The sequence below is a fragment of the Saccharibacillus sacchari DSM 19268 genome (genome assembly GCF_000585395.1).
GTDB classification, from domain to species: domain Bacteria; phylum Bacillota; class Bacilli; order Paenibacillales; family Paenibacillaceae; genus Saccharibacillus; species Saccharibacillus sacchari.
Genome location: NZ_KK073875.1, coordinates 2,449,288 through 2,471,058, shown reverse-complemented (window position 1 = coordinate 2,471,058; position 21,771 = coordinate 2,449,288). Strand labels below are relative to the sequence as shown.

18 protein-coding genes and 1 riboswitch are annotated in these 21,771 nt (G+C 53.6%); of the genes, 16 read left to right on the top strand and 2 right to left on the bottom strand.

Annotated features, from left to right (window positions below; translation table 11 throughout):
• Window positions 1–882, top strand: a complete 882-nt coding sequence (gene rsmI / locus SACSAC_RS10570) for a 16S rRNA (cytidine(1402)-2'-O)-methyltransferase (RefSeq protein ID WP_037286057.1) — start codon at window positions 1–3, stop codon at window positions 880–882.
• 533 nt (window positions 883–1,415) lie between these two features.
• Here rsmI and SACSAC_RS10565 read toward each other — a convergent pair.
• Entirely contained in the window at window positions 1,416–1,670 is a 255-nt protein-coding gene (locus tag SACSAC_RS10565) for an AbrB/MazE/SpoVT family DNA-binding domain-containing protein (protein ID WP_037286055.1), read from the bottom strand.
• Window positions 1,671–2,000: 330 nt separating this feature from the next.
• Here SACSAC_RS10565 and SACSAC_RS10560 point away from each other — a divergent pair, with 330 nt between their 5' ends.
• The 11 genes from SACSAC_RS10560 to SACSAC_RS10510 all read left to right on the top strand — a co-directional run bounded on the left by SACSAC_RS10560 (window position 2,001) and on the right by SACSAC_RS10510 (window position 14,130).
• Window positions 2,001–3,302: an HD domain-containing protein gene (locus tag SACSAC_RS10560; RefSeq protein WP_037286053.1), complete on the top strand. Its 1,302-nt coding sequence runs from the start codon at window positions 2,001–2,003 to the stop codon at window positions 3,300–3,302.
• 98 nt (window positions 3,303–3,400) lie between these two features.
• The gene (locus SACSAC_RS10555) at window positions 3,401–4,168 is read left to right on the top strand and encodes a TatD family hydrolase (RefSeq protein WP_037286051.1); all 768 of its coding nucleotides are present in this window, start codon (window positions 3,401–3,403) and stop codon (window positions 4,166–4,168) included.
• A gap of 201 nt (window positions 4,169–4,369) precedes the next feature.
• Window positions 4,370–4,607: riboswitch (cyclic di-AMP (ydaO/yuaA leader) on the top strand.
• A 377-nt stretch (window positions 4,608–4,984) separates the two neighbouring features.
• On the top strand, window positions 4,985–6,448 hold the full coding sequence (locus tag SACSAC_RS27025) for a ubiquitin-like domain-containing protein (protein WP_051507033.1): 1,464 nt from the start codon (window positions 4,985–4,987) through the stop codon (window positions 6,446–6,448).
• Between the two features lie 184 nt (window positions 6,449–6,632).
• Entirely contained in the window at window positions 6,633–7,178 is a 546-nt protein-coding gene (gene rnmV / locus SACSAC_RS10545) for a ribonuclease M5 (protein ID WP_037286049.1), read from the top strand.
• A 4-nt stretch (window positions 7,179–7,182) separates the two neighbouring features.
• Complete coding sequence (gene rsmA, locus SACSAC_RS10540; RefSeq protein WP_037286047.1) at window positions 7,183–8,067, top strand: 16S rRNA (adenine(1518)-N(6)/adenine(1519)-N(6))-dimethyltransferase RsmA; 885 nt, start codon at window positions 7,183–7,185, stop codon at window positions 8,065–8,067.
• A 242-nt stretch (window positions 8,068–8,309) separates the two neighbouring features.
• Complete coding sequence (locus SACSAC_RS10535) at window positions 8,310–8,588, top strand: Veg family protein (RefSeq protein WP_037286044.1); 279 nt, start codon at window positions 8,310–8,312, stop codon at window positions 8,586–8,588.
• A gap of 188 nt (window positions 8,589–8,776) precedes the next feature.
• Window positions 8,777–9,631 carry a 4-(cytidine 5'-diphospho)-2-C-methyl-D-erythritol kinase gene (gene ispE / locus SACSAC_RS10530; RefSeq protein ID WP_037286042.1) on the top strand — a complete coding sequence of 285 codons (855 nt, stop codon included), beginning with the start codon at window positions 8,777–8,779 and terminating at the stop codon, window positions 9,629–9,631.
• A gap of 247 nt (window positions 9,632–9,878) precedes the next feature.
• Window positions 9,879–10,706: a pur operon repressor gene (purR, locus tag SACSAC_RS10525; protein WP_037286041.1), complete on the top strand. Its 828-nt coding sequence runs from the start codon at window positions 9,879–9,881 to the stop codon at window positions 10,704–10,706.
• A 313-nt stretch (window positions 10,707–11,019) separates the two neighbouring features.
• Entirely contained in the window at window positions 11,020–11,316 is a 297-nt protein-coding gene (spoVG, locus tag SACSAC_RS10520) for a septation regulator SpoVG (protein ID WP_037286039.1), read from the top strand.
• A 298-nt stretch (window positions 11,317–11,614) separates the two neighbouring features.
• Window positions 11,615–13,006: a bifunctional UDP-N-acetylglucosamine diphosphorylase/glucosamine-1-phosphate N-acetyltransferase GlmU gene (gene glmU / locus SACSAC_RS10515; RefSeq protein WP_169833805.1), complete on the top strand. Its 1,392-nt coding sequence runs from the start codon at window positions 11,615–11,617 to the stop codon at window positions 13,004–13,006.
• A 173-nt stretch (window positions 13,007–13,179) separates the two neighbouring features.
• On the top strand, window positions 13,180–14,130 hold the full coding sequence (locus SACSAC_RS10510; RefSeq protein WP_037286036.1) for a ribose-phosphate diphosphokinase: 951 nt from the start codon (window positions 13,180–13,182) through the stop codon (window positions 14,128–14,130).
• A 147-nt stretch (window positions 14,131–14,277) separates the two neighbouring features.
• On the opposite strand, the gene SACSAC_RS10505 is transcribed toward SACSAC_RS10510, so the two are convergent.
• On the bottom strand, window positions 14,278–14,478 hold the full coding sequence (locus SACSAC_RS10505) for a hypothetical protein (protein WP_037286034.1): 201 nt from the start codon (window positions 14,476–14,478) through the stop codon (window positions 14,278–14,280).
• Window positions 14,479–14,615: 137 nt separating this feature from the next.
• Between SACSAC_RS10505 and pth the strand changes: the two genes are divergently transcribed.
• The 4 genes from pth (at window position 14,616) to SACSAC_RS10485 (ending at window position 21,714) form a co-directional block, all read left to right on the top strand.
• A complete protein-coding gene (gene pth / locus SACSAC_RS10500; RefSeq protein WP_037286032.1) occupies window positions 14,616–15,176 on the top strand; it encodes an aminoacyl-tRNA hydrolase in 561 nt (186 codons plus the stop codon).
• 30 nt (window positions 15,177–15,206) lie between these two features.
• Window positions 15,207–18,740: a transcription-repair coupling factor gene (mfd, locus tag SACSAC_RS10495; RefSeq protein ID WP_037286030.1), complete on the top strand. Its 3,534-nt coding sequence runs from the start codon at window positions 15,207–15,209 to the stop codon at window positions 18,738–18,740.
• Complete coding sequence (locus SACSAC_RS10490) at window positions 18,721–19,884, top strand: peptidylprolyl isomerase (protein ID WP_084778003.1); 1,164 nt, start codon at window positions 18,721–18,723, stop codon at window positions 19,882–19,884. The genes mfd and SACSAC_RS10490 overlap by 20 nt, the downstream gene beginning before the upstream one ends.
• A gap of 135 nt (window positions 19,885–20,019) precedes the next feature.
• Entirely contained in the window at window positions 20,020–21,714 is a 1,695-nt protein-coding gene (locus SACSAC_RS10485) for a putative polysaccharide biosynthesis protein (RefSeq protein ID WP_037286026.1), read from the top strand.
• Window positions 21,715–21,771: the final 57 nt, after the last annotated feature.

Sequence of the window (21,771 nt, the reverse complement as noted above, 5' to 3'; positions counted from 1 at the left end):
ATGCAGGTGCAAAAAAGCTTCGAACCGAACTCGAACGGCGCCGGCACCCTGTATCTCGTAGCCACGCCGATCGGCAATTTGGAAGACATGACGTACCGGGCGATTCGGACGCTGCGCGAATGCGAGCTGATTGCGGCCGAGGATACCCGGCAGACGCGCAAGCTGCTGACGCATTTCGAGATCGTGCCGCAGAAACTGTTCAGTTACCACGAGCATAACAAGGCCGCCAGCGGCCCTGAACTGATACGTTATATAATAGAAGGAAAAAATCTGGCGATCGTCAGCGATGCCGGTTTGCCGGCCGTTTCCGATCCTGGATCGGACCTCGTCAAACTGGCGATCGAAGCGGGAATTGCTGTCGTTCCGGTACCTGGAGCCAATGCGGCGTTATCCGCTTTAATCGTCTCGGGATTGTCGACGGAACGATTTACGTTTGCCGGATTTTTACCGCGTGAAAATAAGGATCGTCGCCTCGCTTTGGAGTCGCTCGGGCAGCTCGAAGATACTTTGCTGTTCTATGAATCGCCGCATCGGGTCGCGAAAACGATCGAGGCGATGTTGGAAGCTTGGGGGCCCAGAAACGCGGTGTTGGCACGAGAGCTGACGAAGCGGCACGAAGAGGTTGCGCGGGGGACGTTGGAAGAACTTTTGGGGTTGTTGAATGAATATCCGCCGCTCGGCGAATATTGCATTGCCGTAGAAGGGGAAAGTCGGGAGCAGGCTCAAGAGCGGAAGGATGCCTGGTGGCAGGACTTGGAATTGGAAGCTCATGTGACTCATTATGAGGGGCAGGAAGGCCTGTCGCGCAAAGATGCGATGAAAAAGGTCGCGACGGATCGCGGATTGTCGAAGCGCGATGTGTATAATGCGCTGCTCGATTAGGGCGTGTACGCAAACTCCGCCAGGAGCAGATTGAGCTGAATTTTCGTTCTCGGCAAGGAATTTTTCTGAAGGCGTGCCGGGGCACGTCAAGGGAAAATGACGCCGCAGAGGGAGAAAAGGCAGGTCAAGATGCATGGCGTTGAGTTTGCGTACACGCCCTAGACAAAAAGACGAAAATAAGGCATAAAAACATAAAAAGAACCTCTGAGCGCCGATGCCGGACGCTCAGAGGTGCAAGGAGATATAAAAAAGGTTAGAATTAACATCGTTAAGACTTCTTCGATCCCCGATTGGATCGGTTTTTCTATTGGTCTTTTTATTATAACGGAAACGGCTGATATTGGGTAACAGAATTGGAACCATTGGGGGAGCAGAGCTTAAAATTTAAAGCGTAAAAGCTTAATGGTACAGATCCAAAATAAAAGGTTGGAGCGTTCCTTTTGTTTTGGATCTGGTGTGACGAAGTGAGCGGAGAAAATAAACTCCGCTTACTTCGTCACTTGATTGCAAAAGAATACGATATAATTATCGTCTTATTTTGCAATTGGTGCAGGAATTTCCGAGACGCAGTCGTAGCAGACGATTTTGCCTTTGAAATAAGTCACGTTATCCGCATTGCCGCAGAAGATACAAGCAGGCTCGTATTTTTTCAACATAATCCGTTCGCCGTCGACATAAATTTCCAACGCATCCTTCTCGCCGATCCCGAGTGTGCGGCGAAGTTCGATTGGGATTACAACGCGGCCCAGTTCGTCTACTTTTCTTACAATACCCGTTGATTTCATCATAATATATTGCCTCCCAAAGTGTGAATTTAAAAGGTTAGCAGTTGTACACGTTAATGGCGAAACTGCCCATTTATACAACCAGTGTCATTATTCGACATTGTTCTAGCTTTTATGCTCCTCATAATAACAATGTTTCCCAGAACAGTCAACCCAAGAAGGCTGAAGATTTCCTTAAATTTTGATAAAAAATGAAATGTGACCGAAATTTGTCTGTAAAATCAACGGAATACATTTCATATCTCCGATAAAAAACAATAAAAACGTTTGGAAATGAAGAGAACGCCTTGTGCGACAAAATTCGATATCAAAACAAATTAAAGGAGTGAAAACATGCCGAACTATATCAAGCCACTGCGCGAGGAGAAAGTATTCAAGGACCCCGTACATAACTATGTGCACGTACAGGATCGAACGATCTGGTCTTTGATCAATACGGCTGAATTCCAGCGTTTGCGTCGTATTCGGCAGTTGGGCACAACGTACCTCACCTTCCACGGAGCCGAGCACAGCCGCTTTTCGCACTCGCTCGGCGTGTATGAGATCACTCGGCGCATCATTTCCCAATTCGAGCGCAACAATTATCCGGACTGGCCGGTCGAAGAGAACATGGTTGCGATGTGCGCAGCTCTGCTGCATGACCTGGGACATGGTCCTTTTTCCCATTCGATCGAAGAAGCGTTCCATATGGACCATGAAGACTGGACCTGCAAAATCATTTTGGGCGATACCGATGTGAACCGCGTGCTGCGGGAAGTGTCGGAAGACCTGCCGGACAAAGTCGCAGCGGTCATCCGCAAGGACTACGAACAGGAAATCGTCGTGAATCTGATTACCAGCCCGCTCGATGCGGATCGTATGGATTATCTGCTTAGAGATGCTTATTTTACCGGCGTCAATTACGGCACGATCGATATCGACCGGATTCTTCGCATGTTGCGCCCCTATAATGGAAGAATCGTGGTGAAAGAGTCGGGGATGCACGCTGTCGAAGATTATCTGATGTCACGTTACCAGATGTATTGGCAGGTCTATTTCCATCCGGTTACGCGCAGTTCGGAGATCATTTTAAGACAAATTTTCAGACGGGCGGGCGAGCTGTACAAGGAAGGCTACGAGTTTGCTTTTCTGCCGCAGCCGCTTCCGGGATTATTCACGAACGAGCTAACCGTAAAAGAGTACCTGAAGCTCGATGAATCTCTGATCCAAACGACGTTTATGCAGTGGAGCGACGAGAAGGATTCCATTCTTAGCGAGCTTTGCTGCCGATTCCTTCATCGTAGGCTGTATAAATATGTAGAGGTTGATTCGATCGATCAGGAGACGGTGGACAAGATTCGAAGCAGCTTCGAAGAAGTTGGTTTGAACCCGGAATACGACTTCGAAATCGACTTCCCGACAGATCTTCCGTATGACGTTTTGTTGCCCGATAACACGAAGCGCGGGAGTCAAATTTTATTGCTGTCCAAACAGGATAAATTGAGAGAAATTTCCGAAATTTCCGATATCGTAAGATCGATCACCGGATTGCATCGAGGAAAATATCATCTCTATTACCCGCATCATAAATTGGCAGAGGTCATTTCGCGCCTTCCGCAGGAAATTGCGTCAATTTTCCCGATTTCAGCCGATTAAACGGATTTTGAAGCTATTTTTTGCAAAATGAAGAAGATGAAAAACAAGCCGGCAGCCATTGCTTGGTTGTCGGTGTTTTATGAAAAGGAGCTGAACGCATGTTATTTGATACTCATACTCATATGGACGCGCCGGAATTCGAAGAAGATCGCGATGCGGCGATGGCTCGGGCCGTTGAAGCCGGAGTTAGCCGACTGGTGAACATCGGGTTCAATCGCGAAACAATTCCGACGACGTTGGCATTGGCGGAAAAGTACGATTTCGTTTATGCGGCGATCGGCTGGCATCCCGTGGATGCGATCGATATGCAAGAGGGAGACCTGGAATGGATCGAATCGCTGTGCAGCCATGAGAAAGTGGTCGCCATCGGCGAAATCGGACTGGATTACCACTGGGACAAGTCGCCCAAAGACGTGCAGCACCGCGTGCTTCGCGAACAAATCGCATTGGCGAAGCGGGTCAAGCTGCCCATCGTGATCCACAATCGTGAAGCGCATGAAGATACGATTCGGATTCTGAAAGAAGAAAATGCCAGCGAGGTCGGCGGGATCATGCACGCATTCTCGGGCAGTTGGGAAACGGCTAAAATCTGTCTGGATATGGGCTTCCATCTCTCCTTCGGCGGACCGGTCACTTTTAAAAACGCGAAGCAGCCGAAAGAGGTCTTGGAGAAGACGCCGATGGACCGTTTGCTGATCGAAACCGATGCCCCTTACTTGACTCCGCATCCTTATCGAGGGAAGCGAAACGAGACGGCTTATGTTCGCCTCGTCGCCGAGATGGCGGCTCAGCTAAAAGGCGTTTCTTTGGAAGAAATTGCCGAACAGACGATGAAAAATGCAAATAAGCTTTTTGGTATCAGCTAAGAAAGAGAGCAAATCGGCCGAAAAAGGGAGTATTTACGAGAAATTAATCTCTTTGCCCGAAAAAAGAAGAGAATGTTACAAAGTTTTAACCTTTTAATCCGATAAACGTGAAATTGCGCTGCTTTACAAACCCCTTCGAAAAAAGCTATTATCTTGTCAGTGATTAATCCGGCCGTATGTTCGGTTAATCCGACAAATTCATGTACCGTCTCGCTGAATCTTCGTCATACATAACGGAGAACGGGGGAACCCGAAGCGGCATGCTTGTTTCAAATTCCGAAACTTAAGTTCCGGAAAAAGCGGCCGTGGCCGATTCCTTTTCCACTGGGTCTACGGGGTGAATTGGAGATCTTCTCGCCATGAGCGGAAGAATCGCCATAGGACGACTCTCTTCGTCCGAACCCGACAGCTAACCTCGTAAGCGCAATAACAAGAGAGAGGCAGCCACGCGCCTTATGTTTTCCTCAGATCGTCAACTTGTCGATTTTTTAAGAGGGAAGCCCGCGGAAGAGACCTCTTAAGATTCCTTAAGTCCTCTTTCCCCAGGCTTCTTTTGTTTTACGGCAGGTTTGCTTCGAAAGGAATGGCGTACATAAGCGCAAGATCGGTTGTTGGACGACTCGGGCGATTAAGCCGGATGAATTCCACAAGGTCGGGCTGGGCTTTTAGAACGGGATGAACGTAGAGACGGCGCAACCGGCATGTTCGGGCAAACACGATTCTTGTGCTGCGCGTTTCTACGAAAAAATAGCAAGTAGTCGCGTCAATCTTTTCATGTACGTACTTGACGGCGGGGCTATGGAGGAGGACGGAAGAGTGGGCATTTTCACGAAAGAAGACACCCATGGTTCACGATCATCCAGCATGACTTACGCTTTGCGTTGGAAGCGCCAGAACGGGCTCCAAATTTTGGGTGTCGCATTATTCGTCGTCGCGGTCGTGACGATGGTGCTCCTCGGGTTGTATGCGCAGGCCGAGAAGCAGATCGTGCTGATCGTAGACGGGAAAGAACAAACGCTGACCACGCACAAGGGCAGCTTCCAGGAACTCCTGGACGAGCATTCGCTCAGCTTTAAACCGCAGGATGATGTCTCCAAGTCGCTTGGCGCTTCGATTCAGGACGGCGATCGCATCGCGATCACGACGGCGTTGCCGATCACTCTGACAGTCGACGGCAAAAGCGAACAGCGGTACACCACCGCGAAGACAATCGCGGCTGCGCTTGAAGGCTGGAACGTGGAGCTTGGACAGTTCGACAAGATTTCGGTACCGGTTAGCTCGGCTGTGCAAAACGGCGGCAAGGTCGAAATCACTTCGGCTGTTCCTGTAACTTTGTCGGTCGACGGCAAAAGCAAGAAAGCCTACACGGCTGAATCGACCGTAGCTTCTGCACTTGCGGGTTGGGACATTGAGTTCGGCGCGCATGACAAAATTTCGGTGCCCCTGAGTTCGGAAGTCGAAGCAGATAGCAAAATCGAGATCACGACCGCGATTCCGGTTAACCTGAAAGTAGGCGGCGAAAGCAATGCAACCTACACGACGGCTAGAACGGTAGAGGCTGTCCTGGAAGACAAAGGCATCACCGTCGGAGATAGCGACAAGGTGTATCCGGGCGCATCGACGCCTCTGACCGAGAACATGGATGTTTCCGTATACCGGATCAACAAGTTCACGGCAGACGTTGAAGTCAAGGTGCCGTACAACACGACGGAAAAAGAAGATTCGACTCTGCTCAAAGGCAAAACCAAAACGATCCAAGCCGGCGTCGAAGGCGTCGTGATTCAAACGGTCGAGAAGGTCTACCAAGATGGAGAGTTCGTGACGAAGTATGTCGTGGACAAAAAAGTAAAAACCGAAAAGCAGGATGAGATTATCGCGGTCGGAACGAAAGAACCGGTCGTCGAGAAGACGTTTGCTCCGGCCGCGGCCGCGAAAACGACATCGTCTTCCGAGTCGAAGTCCGCCAAAGGATTTGAATATAAGACTGTACTGACCGGAGTGGCCGCAACCGCTTATTCTTCGGAACAACCGGGAATCGGCACGCGTACCGCAACAGGCACAACCGTAGCCGAAGGGCGTACCATCGCTGTTGACCCGAACGTCATTCCGCTCGGATGGTGGGTATACATCGAAGGCTATGGTTACCGCAAAGCGGAAGATACAGGCAGTGCGATCAAAGGCAAAAAAATCGACATGTATTATGACAGACTGAGCACGGCGCTGAACTTTGGCCGCAAATCCGGTCTGACGATTTACGTGATCGGACCGAACAAGCCGTGATACGGTGCGTGATCGAAGAATCCGGCAGTCCTTACGAGGGCTGCCGGATTCTTTTCGTCAAAGCGGTCGTTTACGCTGATGGCTCGGAAGTGGTATAATCAACGATATTGAAGCAGGATCGAAATCAAAGAAGGGGAGACTACGTTGACCCTTCTTTTTGTTATGAGAGGCAAGGGGATATCACATGATTAAAGAAGTGATTGTCGTGGAGGGCCGCGACGATACCGTAGCAGTCAAACGCGCGGTCGAGGCAGATACGATCGAGACGGGCGGGTCCGCAATAGGAGCTGCGGTGATTCGCCGGGTTCAGCTGGCGATGGAACGACGAGGCGTGATCATTTTGACGGATCCCGACTTTGCGGGCGAGCGAATTCGGAAGATTGTCGCTCAGAAGGTTCCCGGTTGCAAACATGCTTTTATCCCGGAAGCGGACGCGACGCGCAAAGGCGATATCGGCGTGGAAAACGCGTCGCCCGAAGCGATTCGCCTTGCATTGGCGCGCGTGCGCACGGAGATGCCGGGCAGGGAAAGCATGATCGACTGGCAAGACCTGATCGAAGCCGGACTGATCGTGCATAAAAACGCGGCTTCGCGCCGTATGGCGATGGGAAATCTGCTGGGAATCGGCTATTGCAACGGCAAGCAGTTCCACAACCGATTACGGATGTTCCAGATCTCGCCGCAAGAGTTCGCTGACGCGCTGGCCCAAATCGAAAATGAAGGATCGTGAGTTCATGAACGAAAGAGAAAGTATTGCTTCGCCGAAGCGGACCAAAGAAATTATCGACAAACACCGTTTTTCATTCAAAAAAAGCCTCGGTCAGAATTTTCTGATCGATCAAAATATTCTGGGCAAAATCGTAGCCGCGGCCGATCTCGATCCAACCAAGGGAGCGCTTGAGATCGGACCCGGTATCGGAGCATTGACGGAGAAGCTTGCGCTCGGCGCGGGAGAGGTGGCGGCAGTCGAGATCGACCGCCGTCTGATTCCGATCCTGAAGGACGTGCTGAGCCCGTACGGCAACGTGACCGTGCGCGAGGCCGACGTGCTCAAGGTGGATCTGAAAGCGTTGTTCGACGAAGTATTCGTTCGCAGCGAGAAGGTCAGCGTGGTTGCCAATCTTCCGTATTACGTGACGACGCCCATTCTGATGAAGCTGCTCGAAGAGAAGCTTCCGCTGGAGAACATCGTGGTTATGATCCAAAAGGAAGTGGCAGAGCGCATGTCCGCTTCTCCCGGAGGTAAAGAGTACGGGAGCCTCAGCATTGCCGTGCAGTATTACAGCGAGCCGGAATTGGTCTGCATCGTGCCGCGCACCGTATTTATTCCGCAGCCGAATGTCGAGTCCGCGGTTATTCGGTTGAAGGTACGGGATAAGCCTCCGATCGAAGTGGCGGACGAGGAGCATTTCTTTACGCTTGTGCAGGCCTCGTTTACCCAACGCCGCAAAACGATCGCCAATAACCTTCGTGCACGTTACTTTTCGCAAGAGGGACGGGAGCGTATGGAAGGGTTGCTGCATGAAGCAGGGATCGAACCTTCGCGCCGGGCTGAAACCGTGTCGATGGAGGAGTATGCGCGTTTGAGCGGTATCTTCCTTCGTGAGGGACTTCGTTAAGAACCGATACAGCCAGTTGAAAAACGCGCGTAGCGCCATGACGAAGAAGAGCTTTAGCGTACGATACAGAGCGTGAATCGTAGCCATAATTCGCGTATCGAACGAGGGCGGGAGAGAAGGCTGTTTTTCCGAAAAAATCCCCGTTGACATCGTTAAAATATTACTGATATAATGAAATATTTGGTTGACATCAACCTCTCAAAATGTTACAATTAAGTGTATGAGAGAGGTGGTTGAGAAGAATGGCAAATCAAACGCTATCGGATATCAAACGCAGTCTCGAAGCTCATGTAGGACACCGAGTCATGCTTCGTGCCAATGGAGGACGACGCAAGACGGTTGAGCAAACAGGAGTCCTCGAAGGAACTTACCCGGCGGTATTTACCGTCATGCTTGAAGAAGAGGCCGAACACGCTTCGGGCCGAGTATCTTATAGCTATGCCGATGTTTTGACAGAGACGGTTGAGCTTTCGCTAGTGCAAGACGATTCGGAGATTCCGATCGCCTATGCCGGCGCCTGATTGACGCGTTATTTTTGAAAGGCGGCCTTCGCACTTGTGAAGGCCGCCTTTGTTTGCGTACAGGGCAGTAGTAGCTTGTCAATGCCAGCCGTTCAATAGACTTCGTGTCGGATTTTGCATATAATAACCTAAGTTCTTTCGGAAAAAGAAACCGGGATACCGGTGACTAGGCAGGGGCGGTGGAAAGTTTGTTTATTTACGAAAAGGCGCCGGCGAAAATCAATCTGATGCTGGACGTTTTACATAAACGCAACGACGGGTTTCACGAAGTAGAGATGGTCATGACGATGGTGGATCTGGCCGATCGGCTCACGCTCCACGATCCGGGTACAAGCCGAATCTCTTTGTCCAGCCAATCGGGTTACATTCCGCTGGACGACAAAAACCTGGCGGTGCGTGCGGCACGTTTGCTGCGCCAGCGTTTCGGGATCAATCGAGGCGTGCATATGCATCTTGAGAAGCGAATTCCGGTTGCTGCGGGGTTAGCTGGAGGCAGTAGCGACGCGGCGGCCGCTTTGCGTGGATTGAATCGATTGTGGGAGCTGGGGCTATCTACTGCGGAACTAGAGGAGTTAGGTGGAGAGATTGGTTCCGATGTTCCTTTTTGCGTACGCGGCGGCACAGCGCTTGCCACGGGACGGGGCGAGAAGCTGGAAGCGCTGCCGAGTCCGCCGCGCTGTTGGGTCGTATTGGCGAAGCCGCCGATCAATGTCTCGACGGCTGACGTGTACGGCAACCTGAAGGCAGCAGAGATTGCAGTTCATCCTTCGGCGTCGGGCATGAGGGAAGCACTGGAGCAAAGCTCGTTCGAAGCCGTCTGCGGCGGTCTGGGCAATGTGCTGGAGGACGTGACGCTGAAGCTGTATCCGGGCGTGGCGCGGCTGAAGCAGGTCATGGAGAATCTGGGTGCCGACGGCGTGCTGATGTCCGGAAGCGGGCCGACGGTGTTCGGGCTGGTGAGCAAGGAAGAGAAGGCGAAGCGGATTTGCAACGGGTTGAGAGGGTTTTGCGAGGAAGTTTATGCGGTGCGGACATTGGGGTAGTGGGAATAGAACTATCTACACCTAGAGATTGAAAGATTAGATTTGCTGAAAAGAATACTCCATGTTTTATGAAATTGGATCTAAGTCGCTCAAAACGGATAGAATTCAAACCAATTGAACCGTTTTGGCTTGAATTCTTTGATCAAAACTCGCTATTTTGGAAATTTCATAAAAGACTCACTTGTACAATCACGTACAAAGGTGTTATATTTTTTATAAAATATTCGGATTTAGCGAGGAAACCCTAGTGAAAAAATTAAAACGTAGTGCACGTTTGGTAGAGTTAACCCAGTTTTTACTGGCTAGACCGCATTCTTTGATTCCGTTGACCACGTTCGCGGAGCGATATGGGGCGGCGAAGTCGTCAATCAGCGAGGATCTGGCGATTATCAAGGAAGTGTTCGAGGAAGAAGGCATGGGCGAGTTGCAGACGCTGGCGGGAGCTGCTGGCGGCGTGAAGTATATTCCGCGCGTCTCGAACGAAAAAGCGCTCGGCATTATCGAGAAAGTCTGCATCAAGCTGGAAGAGCCAGGGCGGATTCTGCCAGGTGGGTATCTGTATATGTCCGATCTGCTTGGGCAGCCTCATTTGGTTAACGAGATCGGAGATATCTTTGCGACGATCTTTGCTGGCAAGAATATCGATGTGGTCATGACTGTGGAGACAAAAGGAATTCCGATTGCGTATGCAACGGGTGCCAAGCTGAACCTGCCTGTCGTATTGGTACGTCGGGATCATCAGGTAACGGAAGGTTCGGCGGTCAGCATCAACTACGTATCGGGTTCGCATAAGAGCATCCATACGATGACGTTGTCGCGCCGGGCATTGAAAGAGAAGTCGCGTGTCCTGATCGTGGACGATTTCATGAAAGCGGGCGGAACGGTGCGCGGCATGATCGACCTGCTGGCCGAGTTCGACGCGGAGGTTGCAGGCGTGGGCGTACTGCTTGATTCCGGATCGGTAGACTCGGAAGAGCGTCAAGTGGAAGAGTATGTATCTTTGGTTACGCTGGAGACGGTGGATTCGAAGAATCGGGTTGTCGGCGTTAAGCCGGGCAATTATTTTGAACGATAAGAAATCGAAACAGCGTTTTCCCGTTTGGGAAGGCGCTTTTTTTGCATAATGAGTGGTTTGAATGCATAGAAAAGGTTTCTCCTTCAAAATGAAGGCGAACAGTTAAAAACGGCTTCTAAAATTTTGGAACTATTTATGCGACAAAACGTATTGATAACGAGTTTCAGCAGAAAACGGCGTTATCTGTCGATTTCGTGAATAAAAGCAAAAAAAATTCCGGAATTCCTGAATTTGCGGCCGCAAAAAGAAGGATTTTGGAAGCCGGTGTGGAATAATACACCAAGTCTTCTAATGATAAAGGTGGTGAACCTAGATGGAAATTACGGCTGTGAGACTCCGCCGCGTCAACTCCGAAGGTAGAATGAAGGCAATCGCCTCGATTACGATCGACGACGAGTTTGTCGTTCACGACATTCGGGTGATCGACGGGAACAACGGAATGTTTGTCGCAATGCCGAGCAAGCGTACACCGGACGGAGAGTTCCGGGATATCGCCCATCCGATTTCTTCCGGCACGCGCGAGAAGATCCAGGCTGCCGTTCTCGAAGAATACGAACGTGCTGGCGTGGAAGGCGCAGAAGTCGAAGAAGCGATCGAGGAAGGCGCGTAAGTTACACATAATCAGACGGAAGCGGGAGCCGGGGGATTCGGTTCCCTTTTCTTTTTGCCGGGAATGCGATATATTCAATACAGGTATTGCTTATCATGAAATCAAGCGCAAAGGTTGATTCGAAGGATGAAACTCGCATTTGTGAAGGTCGCGAACGAGTGTCGCGGTCGGATGAATGACATAGACGCAGCAACAGACGCAGAAATAACGGCCGAAGGGCCGAACCCAAAATAACCGTCGCCTCCACAGGCAACGGTTATTTCCGGGTAAACAAAGAGGAGGCGGAGCATTGAAGAGGATGGCGATTGTTCTTGCCGCCGGCAAGGGCAAGCGAATGAAGTCGAAGCTGTACAAGGTGTTGCATCCGGTATGCGGCAAGCCGATGGTTGGGCATGTCGTGAATACGGTTCGCCTGACGAACAGTGAACGTACAGTAGTTATCGTGGGCCATGGCGCCGAAGACGTGCAAGCTTACCTGGGCGACCAGGCGGAGTATGCGCTTCAGGCGGAGCAGTTGGGCACGGGTCATGCCGTGCAGCAGGCAGAAGAACTTCTGGGTAAAGAAGAAGGGACGACGATTTTGATCTGCGGCGATACGCCGCTGGTTCGCGCCGAGACGATTGAAGCCATGATCGCTCTGCATGAAGGCGAAGGCGCCGCAGCCACGATTTTGACTGCAATTCCCGAAGACCCGACAGGACTTGGCCGCATCATCCGCGGCGAAGACGGAGGCGTACTTCGAATTGTGGAGCAAAAAGATTGCACGCCTGAAGAAGCGGCCGTGAACGAGATCAACACAGGTACGTACTGCTTTGACAACCGCAAATTGTTCGACGCGCTGTCCCGAGTTACGAATAACAATGCTCAGGGCGAATACTATATCACGGACGTGATCGGTATCCTTCGCGGCGACGGCGACAAGATCGCTGCGTATGCGACGAAGGATCTCGATGAGTCGATCGGCGTCAACGATCGCGTCGTGCTGTCTCAGGCTGAAGCGGCGATGCGCGAACGTATCGTGCGCGAGCACATGCTGGGCGGCGTTACGGTGATCGACCCGTCTTCCACCTACATCGGCGCGGACGTGACGATCGGTTCGGATACCGTGCTGTATCCGGGGACCGTCATTACGGGCCGAACGACGATCGGGGAAGATTGCAAGATCGGACCGAACAGCGAGATCGAGAATGCGGTAATCGGCAGCGGTACGGCAGTATCGCACTCCGTTGTCCGCGATTCGAAAGTCGGCGACCATGTATCGGTTGGACCGTTCGCTCACCTGCGTCCGGGCGCAAGCTTGGCCGAGGGCGTAAAGGTAGGTAATTTCGTCGAAGTGAAAAATGCCGAGATCGGGCAGGATTCGAAAGTCTCCCACCTGAGCTATGTCGGCGACGCTAAGGTCGGCAGCCGCGTCAATATCGGCTGCGGTGCCATCACTGTCAATTACGACGGATTCAACAAATCGCTGACGGAGATCGAAGACGATGCTTTTGTCGGCAGCAATGTGAACCTGATTGCGCCGGTTCATGTCGGTAAAGGTGCTTATGTCGTAGCAGGCTCCACGATTACGAAGCAGGTCCCGGCAGGCGACCTTGCAATCGGCAGAGCCCGTCAGGAAAACAAGCCCGGCTATGCGGATAAGATCAAGGCCCGCGCCAAGGCGAAGAAGGAAGCAAGTAAAGGGCAATAAAAAACAGCGGTCAACCCGAGGCATCGTCCAAGGCTGACCGCTGAATCAAGATGCGAAGAACAAGCAGGCAAGGCTCCGCACATTGCATGGCAGGAGCTGTATCGTTATTCCCAGAGCCAGGGCGCTTTCAGCGTGCCATACCACTAATGACCAGCACGGAGGGTTTACAAAACATGACTTATTGCGATTCAAAGCTGAAAATATTCACGTGCAATTCGAATCCCAAACTGGCGAATCAAATCGCCGACTACATCGGTATTCCAATGGGAGAATCGCACACGACGAGCTTTAGCGACGGTGAAATTCAGGTCAAATTGTCCGAGAGCGTTCGCGGCAGCCACGTGTACATCATCCAATCGACCTGCGCGCCCGTCAACGACAATCTGATGGAACTGCTGGTTATGGTTGATGCACTCAAGCGTGCTTCCGCAAAAAGCATTAACGTCGTGATTCCGTATTACGGATATGCACGTCAAGACCGCAAAGCGCGTTCGCGTGATCCGATCACGGCGAAACTGGTTGCGAACCTGATCGAAAAAGCGGGGACGCATCGCGTCATTGCGATGGATTTGCACGCCATGCAGATTCAGGGCTTCTTCGACATTCCGGTTGACCACCTGCTCGGCGTGCCGATTCTGGCGCAATATTTCCGTTCGAAGCAGATCGAAAATCCGATCGTCGTTTCGCCGGACCACGGCGGCGTTGTACGGGCACGCAAATTAGCGGACCTGCTTAACGCTCCGCTGGCGATCATCGACAAGCGCCGTCCGGAACCGAACGTCAGCGAAGTCATGAACATTATCGGGAATATCGAAGGCAAAACAGCCATTCTGATCGATGACATCATCGACACGGCCGGCACGATCGTGCTGGGCGCCAACGCATTGGTTGAAGGCGGAGCGAAAGAAGTCTATGCCTGCTGCACGCATCCGGTCCTGTCCGGACCGGCTATGGATCGTCTGGAAAATTCGCCGCTTAAGGAAGTTATCGTGACGGATACCATTCCGATCACGCATCCGAATCCGACGAACAAGTTGAAAGTGCTGTCCGTGGCTCCGCTGCTGGGCGAAGCGATTATTCGCGTCCACGAGGAACTGTCGATCAGCAAGCTGTTTGAAATTTAAGGTTTACGATCGCGACAAAGCCTACTAGCCTTGGATTTAATTCGCTCAAGGTAATAACGCGGGTTACGCCTCCTTCCCGGAAGGAAGGAGACGTAACCCTTCTCGGCGTGAACGTTTCCGTCATGCCCGTGCGAAGAGGGACGATATTCAGTACCCCGGACGGGAAAGGAAAACGTATCTGCCGCGATGGTAAAGGGCTTGACCGATTTCGATAAAACTTTCGTGAATGCCCGTCACCAGTCCGATATCGACCGGAACGTCTTGGTGATAGACCTCGACTGGAACGCCGGCGTTCATATGATCGTGGAAGTGACGGTTATCTTTGAGCAGGGCTCCGAATTCGTACATGTCGCTTTACAGCTCCTTTGCTGAACGTACTGGAAAAGCGCGTCGCGGCTGTACCGCGGCGACTTGTGCTTTATCCCTATATTGTAACAAAAATACGCATCAGAACCATAACGATTGCAGGCGAGGAGTCATACCGGATGAAATGGATCGTTGGGCTGGGGAATCCCGGTAAAAATTACGAAAAAACGCGCCACAACGTCGGATTCATGGCGTTGGATCGCTTGGCGCAAAAGCACGGCATTTCGATCACGCAAAGCAAGTGCAAGGCGCTGGTCGGCGAAGGCTTCATAGGACGCGAAAAAGTCGCGCTCATTAAGCCGATGACCTTCATGAACTTGTCCGGAGAATCGGTGCGTGCTTATATGGACTACTACAAAGTCGAACTGAAAGACCTGATCGTCGTGTATGATGATCTGGATACGGAGGTTGGCCGGATTCGCTTGCGCTATCAAGGCAGTGCGGGAGGCCATAACGGCATCAAGTCAATTATTGCGCATACCGGCACGCAGACGTTCGACCGGGTGCGCATGGGAATTTCCCGTCCGCAAAACGGCATGGCCGTCGTGGATTACGTGCTGGCGCCGTTCACCAAGGCCGAACAGCCTCTGCTTGACGAAATGATCGAAAAAACATGCGACTCCATCGAATATAGCCTGGATCATACGTTTGAACAAACGATGGCCCGGTTTAACGGATAGAACCAACACAAGCATAAGAGAGGTGCCCCTTTGTTAAACGCGCTTATCAAAGAAGTTGCCCGGGATCAGGACTTTATCTCGATCAAGGACGCCGTATCGGCGGGGATGAAGGAACAACTGGTCGCGGGCTTGTCGGGCTCGGCGCGCCAGTTGATGATGGCGGGCCTGCATCAGGAGCTGGAACGACCGCTGCTGATTGTGACGCATAACATTTTCTCGGCGCAAAAAATCGCAGATGATCTTCAGGAAGCGCTTCCCGAAGGCAGCGTGATGTTCTACCCGGCCAACGAACTGGTCGCGGCGGAATCCGCCATCTCCAGCCCGGAAACGATCGCCCAGCGTATCGAAGTGCTGACTCGCTGCGCGGACGGATTCAAGGGCATATTGGTCGTACCTTTTTCCGGCTTGCGCCGTTTCGTGCCGGACCCGTCCGCGATTCGCGAAGCCCGGTTTACGCTGGAAGAAGGCGGAACGCTGGACCTGGAGACGTTCCTTTTACGCATGGTCGAGCTTGGTTACTCGCGCGTTGAACGTGTCGAGACACGCGGAGAAATGAGCGTCCGCGGCGGAATCGTCGACTTTTTCCCGACGACGTCCCAGCTTGCTTACCGGGTTGAACTGTTCGACGACGAGATCGATTCGATCCGTACCTTCGACCCGGAAGACCAGCGTTCGATCGATAAAGTGAAAAAAGTGTCCATCATGCCGAGCCGCGAGCTGATCGCAAGCGGCGAGCGGATGCGCAAAGCGGCGGATGCGGCGGCATTGTTGCTGGAGAAGCAGCTTGAAAAGATGACCGACCGCAAAGCCAAAGCTTCGATGCAGCAGGAAATCGGCCGCGAGATCGAATGGCTGCGCCAGCAGATTCATTTTCCGGAAATGTACAAGTACGTCTCGCTGATCTACCCTGAGCGCCGTACCTTGTACGATTACATGCCGGAAAACACGCTGCTGCTGATGGACGAACCGTCGCGATTGCTCGATACGGCTGCGCAGCTCGAACGCGACGAAGCCGAGTGGAATCTGCATCTGCTGCAAAGCGGAAAAAGCCTGCCGGAGCTGCCGCTTGCGCTTGAGGGCGACAATGCCGTCTACCATCGTCCTTTCCAAACCTTGTTCCTGTCGCTGTTCGTCCGTCAGATCCCGCGCACGCATCCGGGTCAGGTGGTCAACGTCGTCAGCCGCACCATGCAGGACTTCCACGGGCAGATGAACGTGCTGAAGGCCGAGATGGAGCGTTGGAAAAAGTCCAATATGCGCGTCATCATGCTGGCGGGCGACGAGGAACGGGCCGAACGGATCCGCGCCGTGCTGGAAGATTACGAGATCGAAATGCCGGAAATTATGCGAGGCCATCTTCAAGGCGGCTTCGAGCTTCCGTCCGCGCATCTGGTCGTGATCACGGAAGGCGAGCTGTTCGCGCAGAAGCAACGCAAAGTTCGTAAAACTACGGCCGTCAAGCAGATCGACAACGCGGAACGGATCAAGAGCTACACCGAGTTAAAGGTTGGCGACTATGTCGTCCATCAGAATCATGGTATCGGCAAATATCTGGGAATCGGTACGCTCGAAGTTGCAGGTATCCACAAAGACTACATGCATATCATGTACGCCGGCGGAGATAAACTGTCTGTGCCGATCGAACAGATTGACCTGATCCAGAAATACGTCGGCGCCGAGGATAAAGAACCGAAAGTGTATAAGCTGGGCGGCAACGAATGGACGCGGGTGAAAACCAAAGTCCGCTCGTCCGTGCAGGATATCGCCGACGATCTGATCAAGCTGTACGCGGAGCGCCAGGCTTCCGCGGGGTACAGCTTCGACAAAGACACGCCGGATCAAAACGAGTTCGAAAATACGTTCCCTTACGAAGAAACGCGCGACCAACTGCGGGCGATCGAAGAAATCAAAGGCGATATGGAAATGACGCGTCCGATGGACCGGCTGCTGTGCGGCGACGTCGGCTACGGCAAAACGGAAGTCGCGATCCGCGCGGCGTTCAAAGCGGCGATCGAAGGCAAGCAGGTGGCGATTCTCGTTCCGACGACCATTTTGGCCCAGCAGCATTACGAGACGTTCAAAGAACGCTTCGAAGGGTATCCGTTCAATATTGGCGTCCTGAGCCGTTTCCGTTCGCGCAAAGAGCAGAACGAGACGATCAAAGGCGTCAAGCAGGGCACGATCGACGTCATTATCGGCACGCACCGCATTTTGTCCCAGGACCTCGTATTCAAAGATCTGGGCTTGCTCATCGTCGACGAAGAGCAGCGCTTCGGCGTGACGCACAAAGAGAAGCTGAAGCGCCTCAAGACCAACGTGGACGTGCTGACGCTGACGGCGACGCCGATCCCGCGTACGCTGCATATGTCCATGCTGGGCGTGCGCGACCTGTCGGTAATCGAGACGCCGCCGGAGAACCGTTTCCCGGTGCAGACTTATGTCGTCGAATACAGCCCTACGTTGGTGCGGGAAGCGATCGAACGGGAGCTTGCCCGCGGCGGTCAGGTCTATTACCTTTACAACCGCGTGCAGGGCATTCATGAAAAAGCGGCCGAAATTTCCGAGCTTGTGCCGGATGCGCGCGTCAGCGTGGGTCACGGACAAATGAGCGAGCAGGAGCTGGAGCGGACCATTCTCGACTTCCTGGAAGGCGAATCGGACGTTCTCGTCAGCACCAGCATTATCGAGACGGGCGTCGACATTCCGAACGTCAACACGTTGATCGTGCATGACGCGGATAAAATGGGCCTGTCGCAGCTGTACCAGATGAGAGGACGGGTCGGACGTTCCAATCGGATCGCTTACGCCTACTTCTCTTATCAAAAAGACAAAGTGCTGACCGAAGTCGCCGAAAAACGCCTTCAATCGATCAAGGAATTCACGGAACTCGGTTCCGGCTTCAAGATCGCGATGCGCGACTTGTCGATCCGCGGCGCGGGCAATCTGCTGGGCGCGGAGCAATCGGGCTTTATCGCGTCGGTCGGTTTCGATCTGTATTCGCAGATGCTGGCCGAAGAAATCCAGAAGCGCAAAATCTCGATGCTGGGCGAAGCGCCGTCGGAAGAAAAGAATTGGAGCACGATGATCGACCTGTCGATCGATGCCTACCTGCCTTCGGACTATATCTACGACAGCATCCAGAAGATCGAAATTTACAAAAAGGTGGCCTCCGCGACGACGTTCGACGACGTGTTGGAGCTTGAAGACGAGCTGCTGGACCGTTTCGGCGAGCTTCCGGAAGCGGTCGTGCGCCTGATGCAGGTAGCGCGCTTCAAGATTTACGGACGCTTGTACGGGATCGAAAGCATTGCCCGAAAAGGCGACGATCTGCTCGTGACCTTCTATGACGGACAGGAAAAAGTCGCGGATGCCAAGAAACTCGCGCAAATTGGAAATCAATTCGAAAGCAGTGTACAATTTAAGCAGGGTGTGCCTTTTGCGATTCTAATCAAAGGCAAGAATCTGCCGGAGGCCGGACGTCTTGAGACGCTGGAGCAGGTTCTGAGCGCCCTCCAAGAAGCGTTCAAATCGAAGGGAGAACTTCATGATGCAGTCAAGTCATAAAAAATGGGGCAAATTGGCGTCGCTCGGCGCGGTCGCGGTACTTTCTTTTTCCGTGCTGGCCGCTTGCGGCGACAAAGCCGATAACGACACCGCGAAGACCGACGACAGCAAGGTATTGGCTACTTACGACGGGGGAACCGTAACGCAAGACCAGTTCGACAAAGAACTGAACGTGATGAAATTCCTGCAGCCTACCTATGCTACGTTGATGGATTCGGCCGAAATCAAGAACTACATGCTGGACCAACAGATCGCGTATAACTATCTGGAAGGCAAAGCGACCGAAGAAGAAAAAACCGAAGGCGCGAAAATGGCGACCGAGCAGATCGACCAGTTGAAAGCGCAAGTCGATCAGGAACAGCTCGAAACGATGCTGACCGAGCAAAACATTACGGAAGCGGACCTGACGACTTATATGACTCAGGTCATGACGGCCGTTCAATACATGTCCGACCAAGTGACGGACGAAGAAGTGCAAAAAGAGTTCGACGCCAACAAAGAAACGTACGTGACGGCCGACGTTCGCCATATTCTGATCGGTCTGGCCGATGCGGAAGGCAAGGAACGTACCGATGCGGAAGCCAAGAAATTGGCGGACGAAGTGAAGACGAAGATTGACGAAGGCGGCGACTTTGCTGCTCTGGCCGAAGAATACTCGGAAGATCCGGGTTCGGCTTCGAACGGCGGCCTGTACGAGAACCAACCGGTCAGCAGCTGGGTAGAAGAGTTCAAAAAAGCGACGCTGGAGCAGGAAGTCGGCGTGGTAGGCGATCCGGTCAAAACCGATTACGGTTACCACATCATCAAGGTCGAGAAGAGAAACGATACCTTGACGGACGAAATGAAGGATACGGTTCGTCGCGGCCTGGCTTCGACCAAGCTGAACGACTTCATGGAAAACGATCTGGAAGGCATCACGAAGAGCAAGGAAGAATTCGTGGACGAGGAAGCTCCGGCGGCCGAAGGCACGGAGACGACTCCTGCCGAGGGTACGGAAGGAACTTCGACGGACGGAGCGGTTGAAGGAACCGACGGCGCGGTAACCGAAGGTGCGGACCAAGGAACCACGACCGATCAAGGCGCGACGACGGACGAGTCCGGCGATGCGGATGCTTCGACCGACACGACGACGGACGGCAAGTAAGACAAAAGGATACGACAAGGCGGCGGATTGGGGTCCGCCTTCTTGTCTATATGAGAGTACCTGAATAGCGCGGTTTTACGCGCTATTTTTTTAGGTCAAAAACGGATGATTCCGACAACGAAAGGAAGTCGCGGCATGAAAACATCCCAGTCGCCGGGATCGGGCTTGCTAAGAGGCGCATTTATTCTCGGAGCCGCGGCAATCCTGTCCAAGCTGATCGGCACGCTGCAAAAAATTCCGCTGCAAAACATCGGCGGAGACGGCGTATTCGGCATTTATACCACGATTTATTCGTTTTATGCGTTTTTGGCCGTATTCGTGACGGCAGCGCTTCCGGCAGCCATCTCCAAGTATGTCGCCGAGCGTACGGCCAGCGCGGACGAACAGGGCGTTCGCAGCGTGCTGCGGGCAGGACTGCTGACGGCCTGCTCGGCAGGATTGCTGATGGCATTCGCGATGTGGTCTCTTGCGCCGCAGGTCTCGGCCTGGATCGGTAGCGAGCATACGCTGCTGCCGCTTAGAGCGATCTCGCTTGCTTTGCTGGTTGTGCCGCCCATGGCGGCGCTGCGAGGCTTCTTTCAAGGGTTGCAGCAGGCTCTGCCGACAGCCGTATCCCAAGTCGCCGAGCAGATTGTCCGCGTTGCCGTCATGGTGGCGCTGCTTCTGACGTTAAATGCGTTCGAAGCAGCCGATGAACGGATTGCGGCGGGAGCAGCACTGGGGTCGTTTGCCGGAGGCTTGGCAGGTCTGGGAGCTATGCTGCTGTTTTGGCGGCGTTACGGACGAATGCGCCGCTCGGCGCCTTCGACAGCGACGAAGCTGGCGCAGGCGGCGTCGGATACGGCTGTCTCCGGCGAACTCGGCACAGAACCCCGTACGGAAGATCAGCGAAGCTCTTCATCGCGAACCTGGGTCAAACGGCTTCTGATCTACGCCGTTCCCGTGTTCATCGGCTCCCTTTCCCAACCGCTGCTCGGGTTGGTCGACACGCTGACCGTGCCCCGGCTGTTGCAAGGTTCGGGATGGGGCGATCTGGCTTCGATGGAGCAGTTCGGCATTTACAACCGCGGGATTCCGATCGTCCAACTCGTCTTCATGCTGGCGACATCGCTGTCCACGCTGCTGCTGCCCGCCATTGCCGAAGCCAAAGCACGGGGGCAAGAAGAACGGATTACCGCTTCCGCCGGCGTGGCGCTGCGCTGGCTTTGGCTGCTCGGTCTTACGGCTGCCGCGGGCCTTGCCGCGCTGGCCGGTCCGGTCAACATTATGCTCTACGCGGACGCGCAGGGCACCGACGCGCTGCGTTGGACCGCCTTGTCCGCTGCCGGAGGCACGCTCGGCATCGTCTCTGCCGCGCTATTGCAGGGCATGGGAGCCGTTCGTGCGCCCGCCTTGTTCCTATTGGTCTCGGCAACGCTCAAATTGACGCTGAACCTGCTGCTGGTTCCGCTGATGGGCATTTCGGGCGCCGCCTTGGCAGGCGCCGTCTCCTATCTCGTCGCCGCGCTGCTCGGCGTCCTGCTGCTCGCCCGCCTGACCGGGCTGCGCGGCGGCGTGCGCCGCACGCTGCTTCAGCCCCTGCTGCTCGCCGGGCTGACGGCGCTGGCCGCCTACGGCGTTCGCTTGCTGACGAGCGAACTGCTGTCCGCCGCGGGACTCGGCGGCCGCACGGGCGCGCTGCTGACCAGCGCCTTCGGCGTCGCCGCCGGCGTGCTCGCTTTCGCGGCCGCGCTGGTCTATACCCGCGCGGTCTCGGACGCGGAGCTGTCCGCGCTGCCCGGCGGCGCGAAACTCGCCGCCCTGGCAAGACGGCTTCGCCGCGAGAGCTAGCATGCCGCTTCGGGGAACGCTTGTGCGCATTTTAGATTCGCAATTCGTCGAAACCCG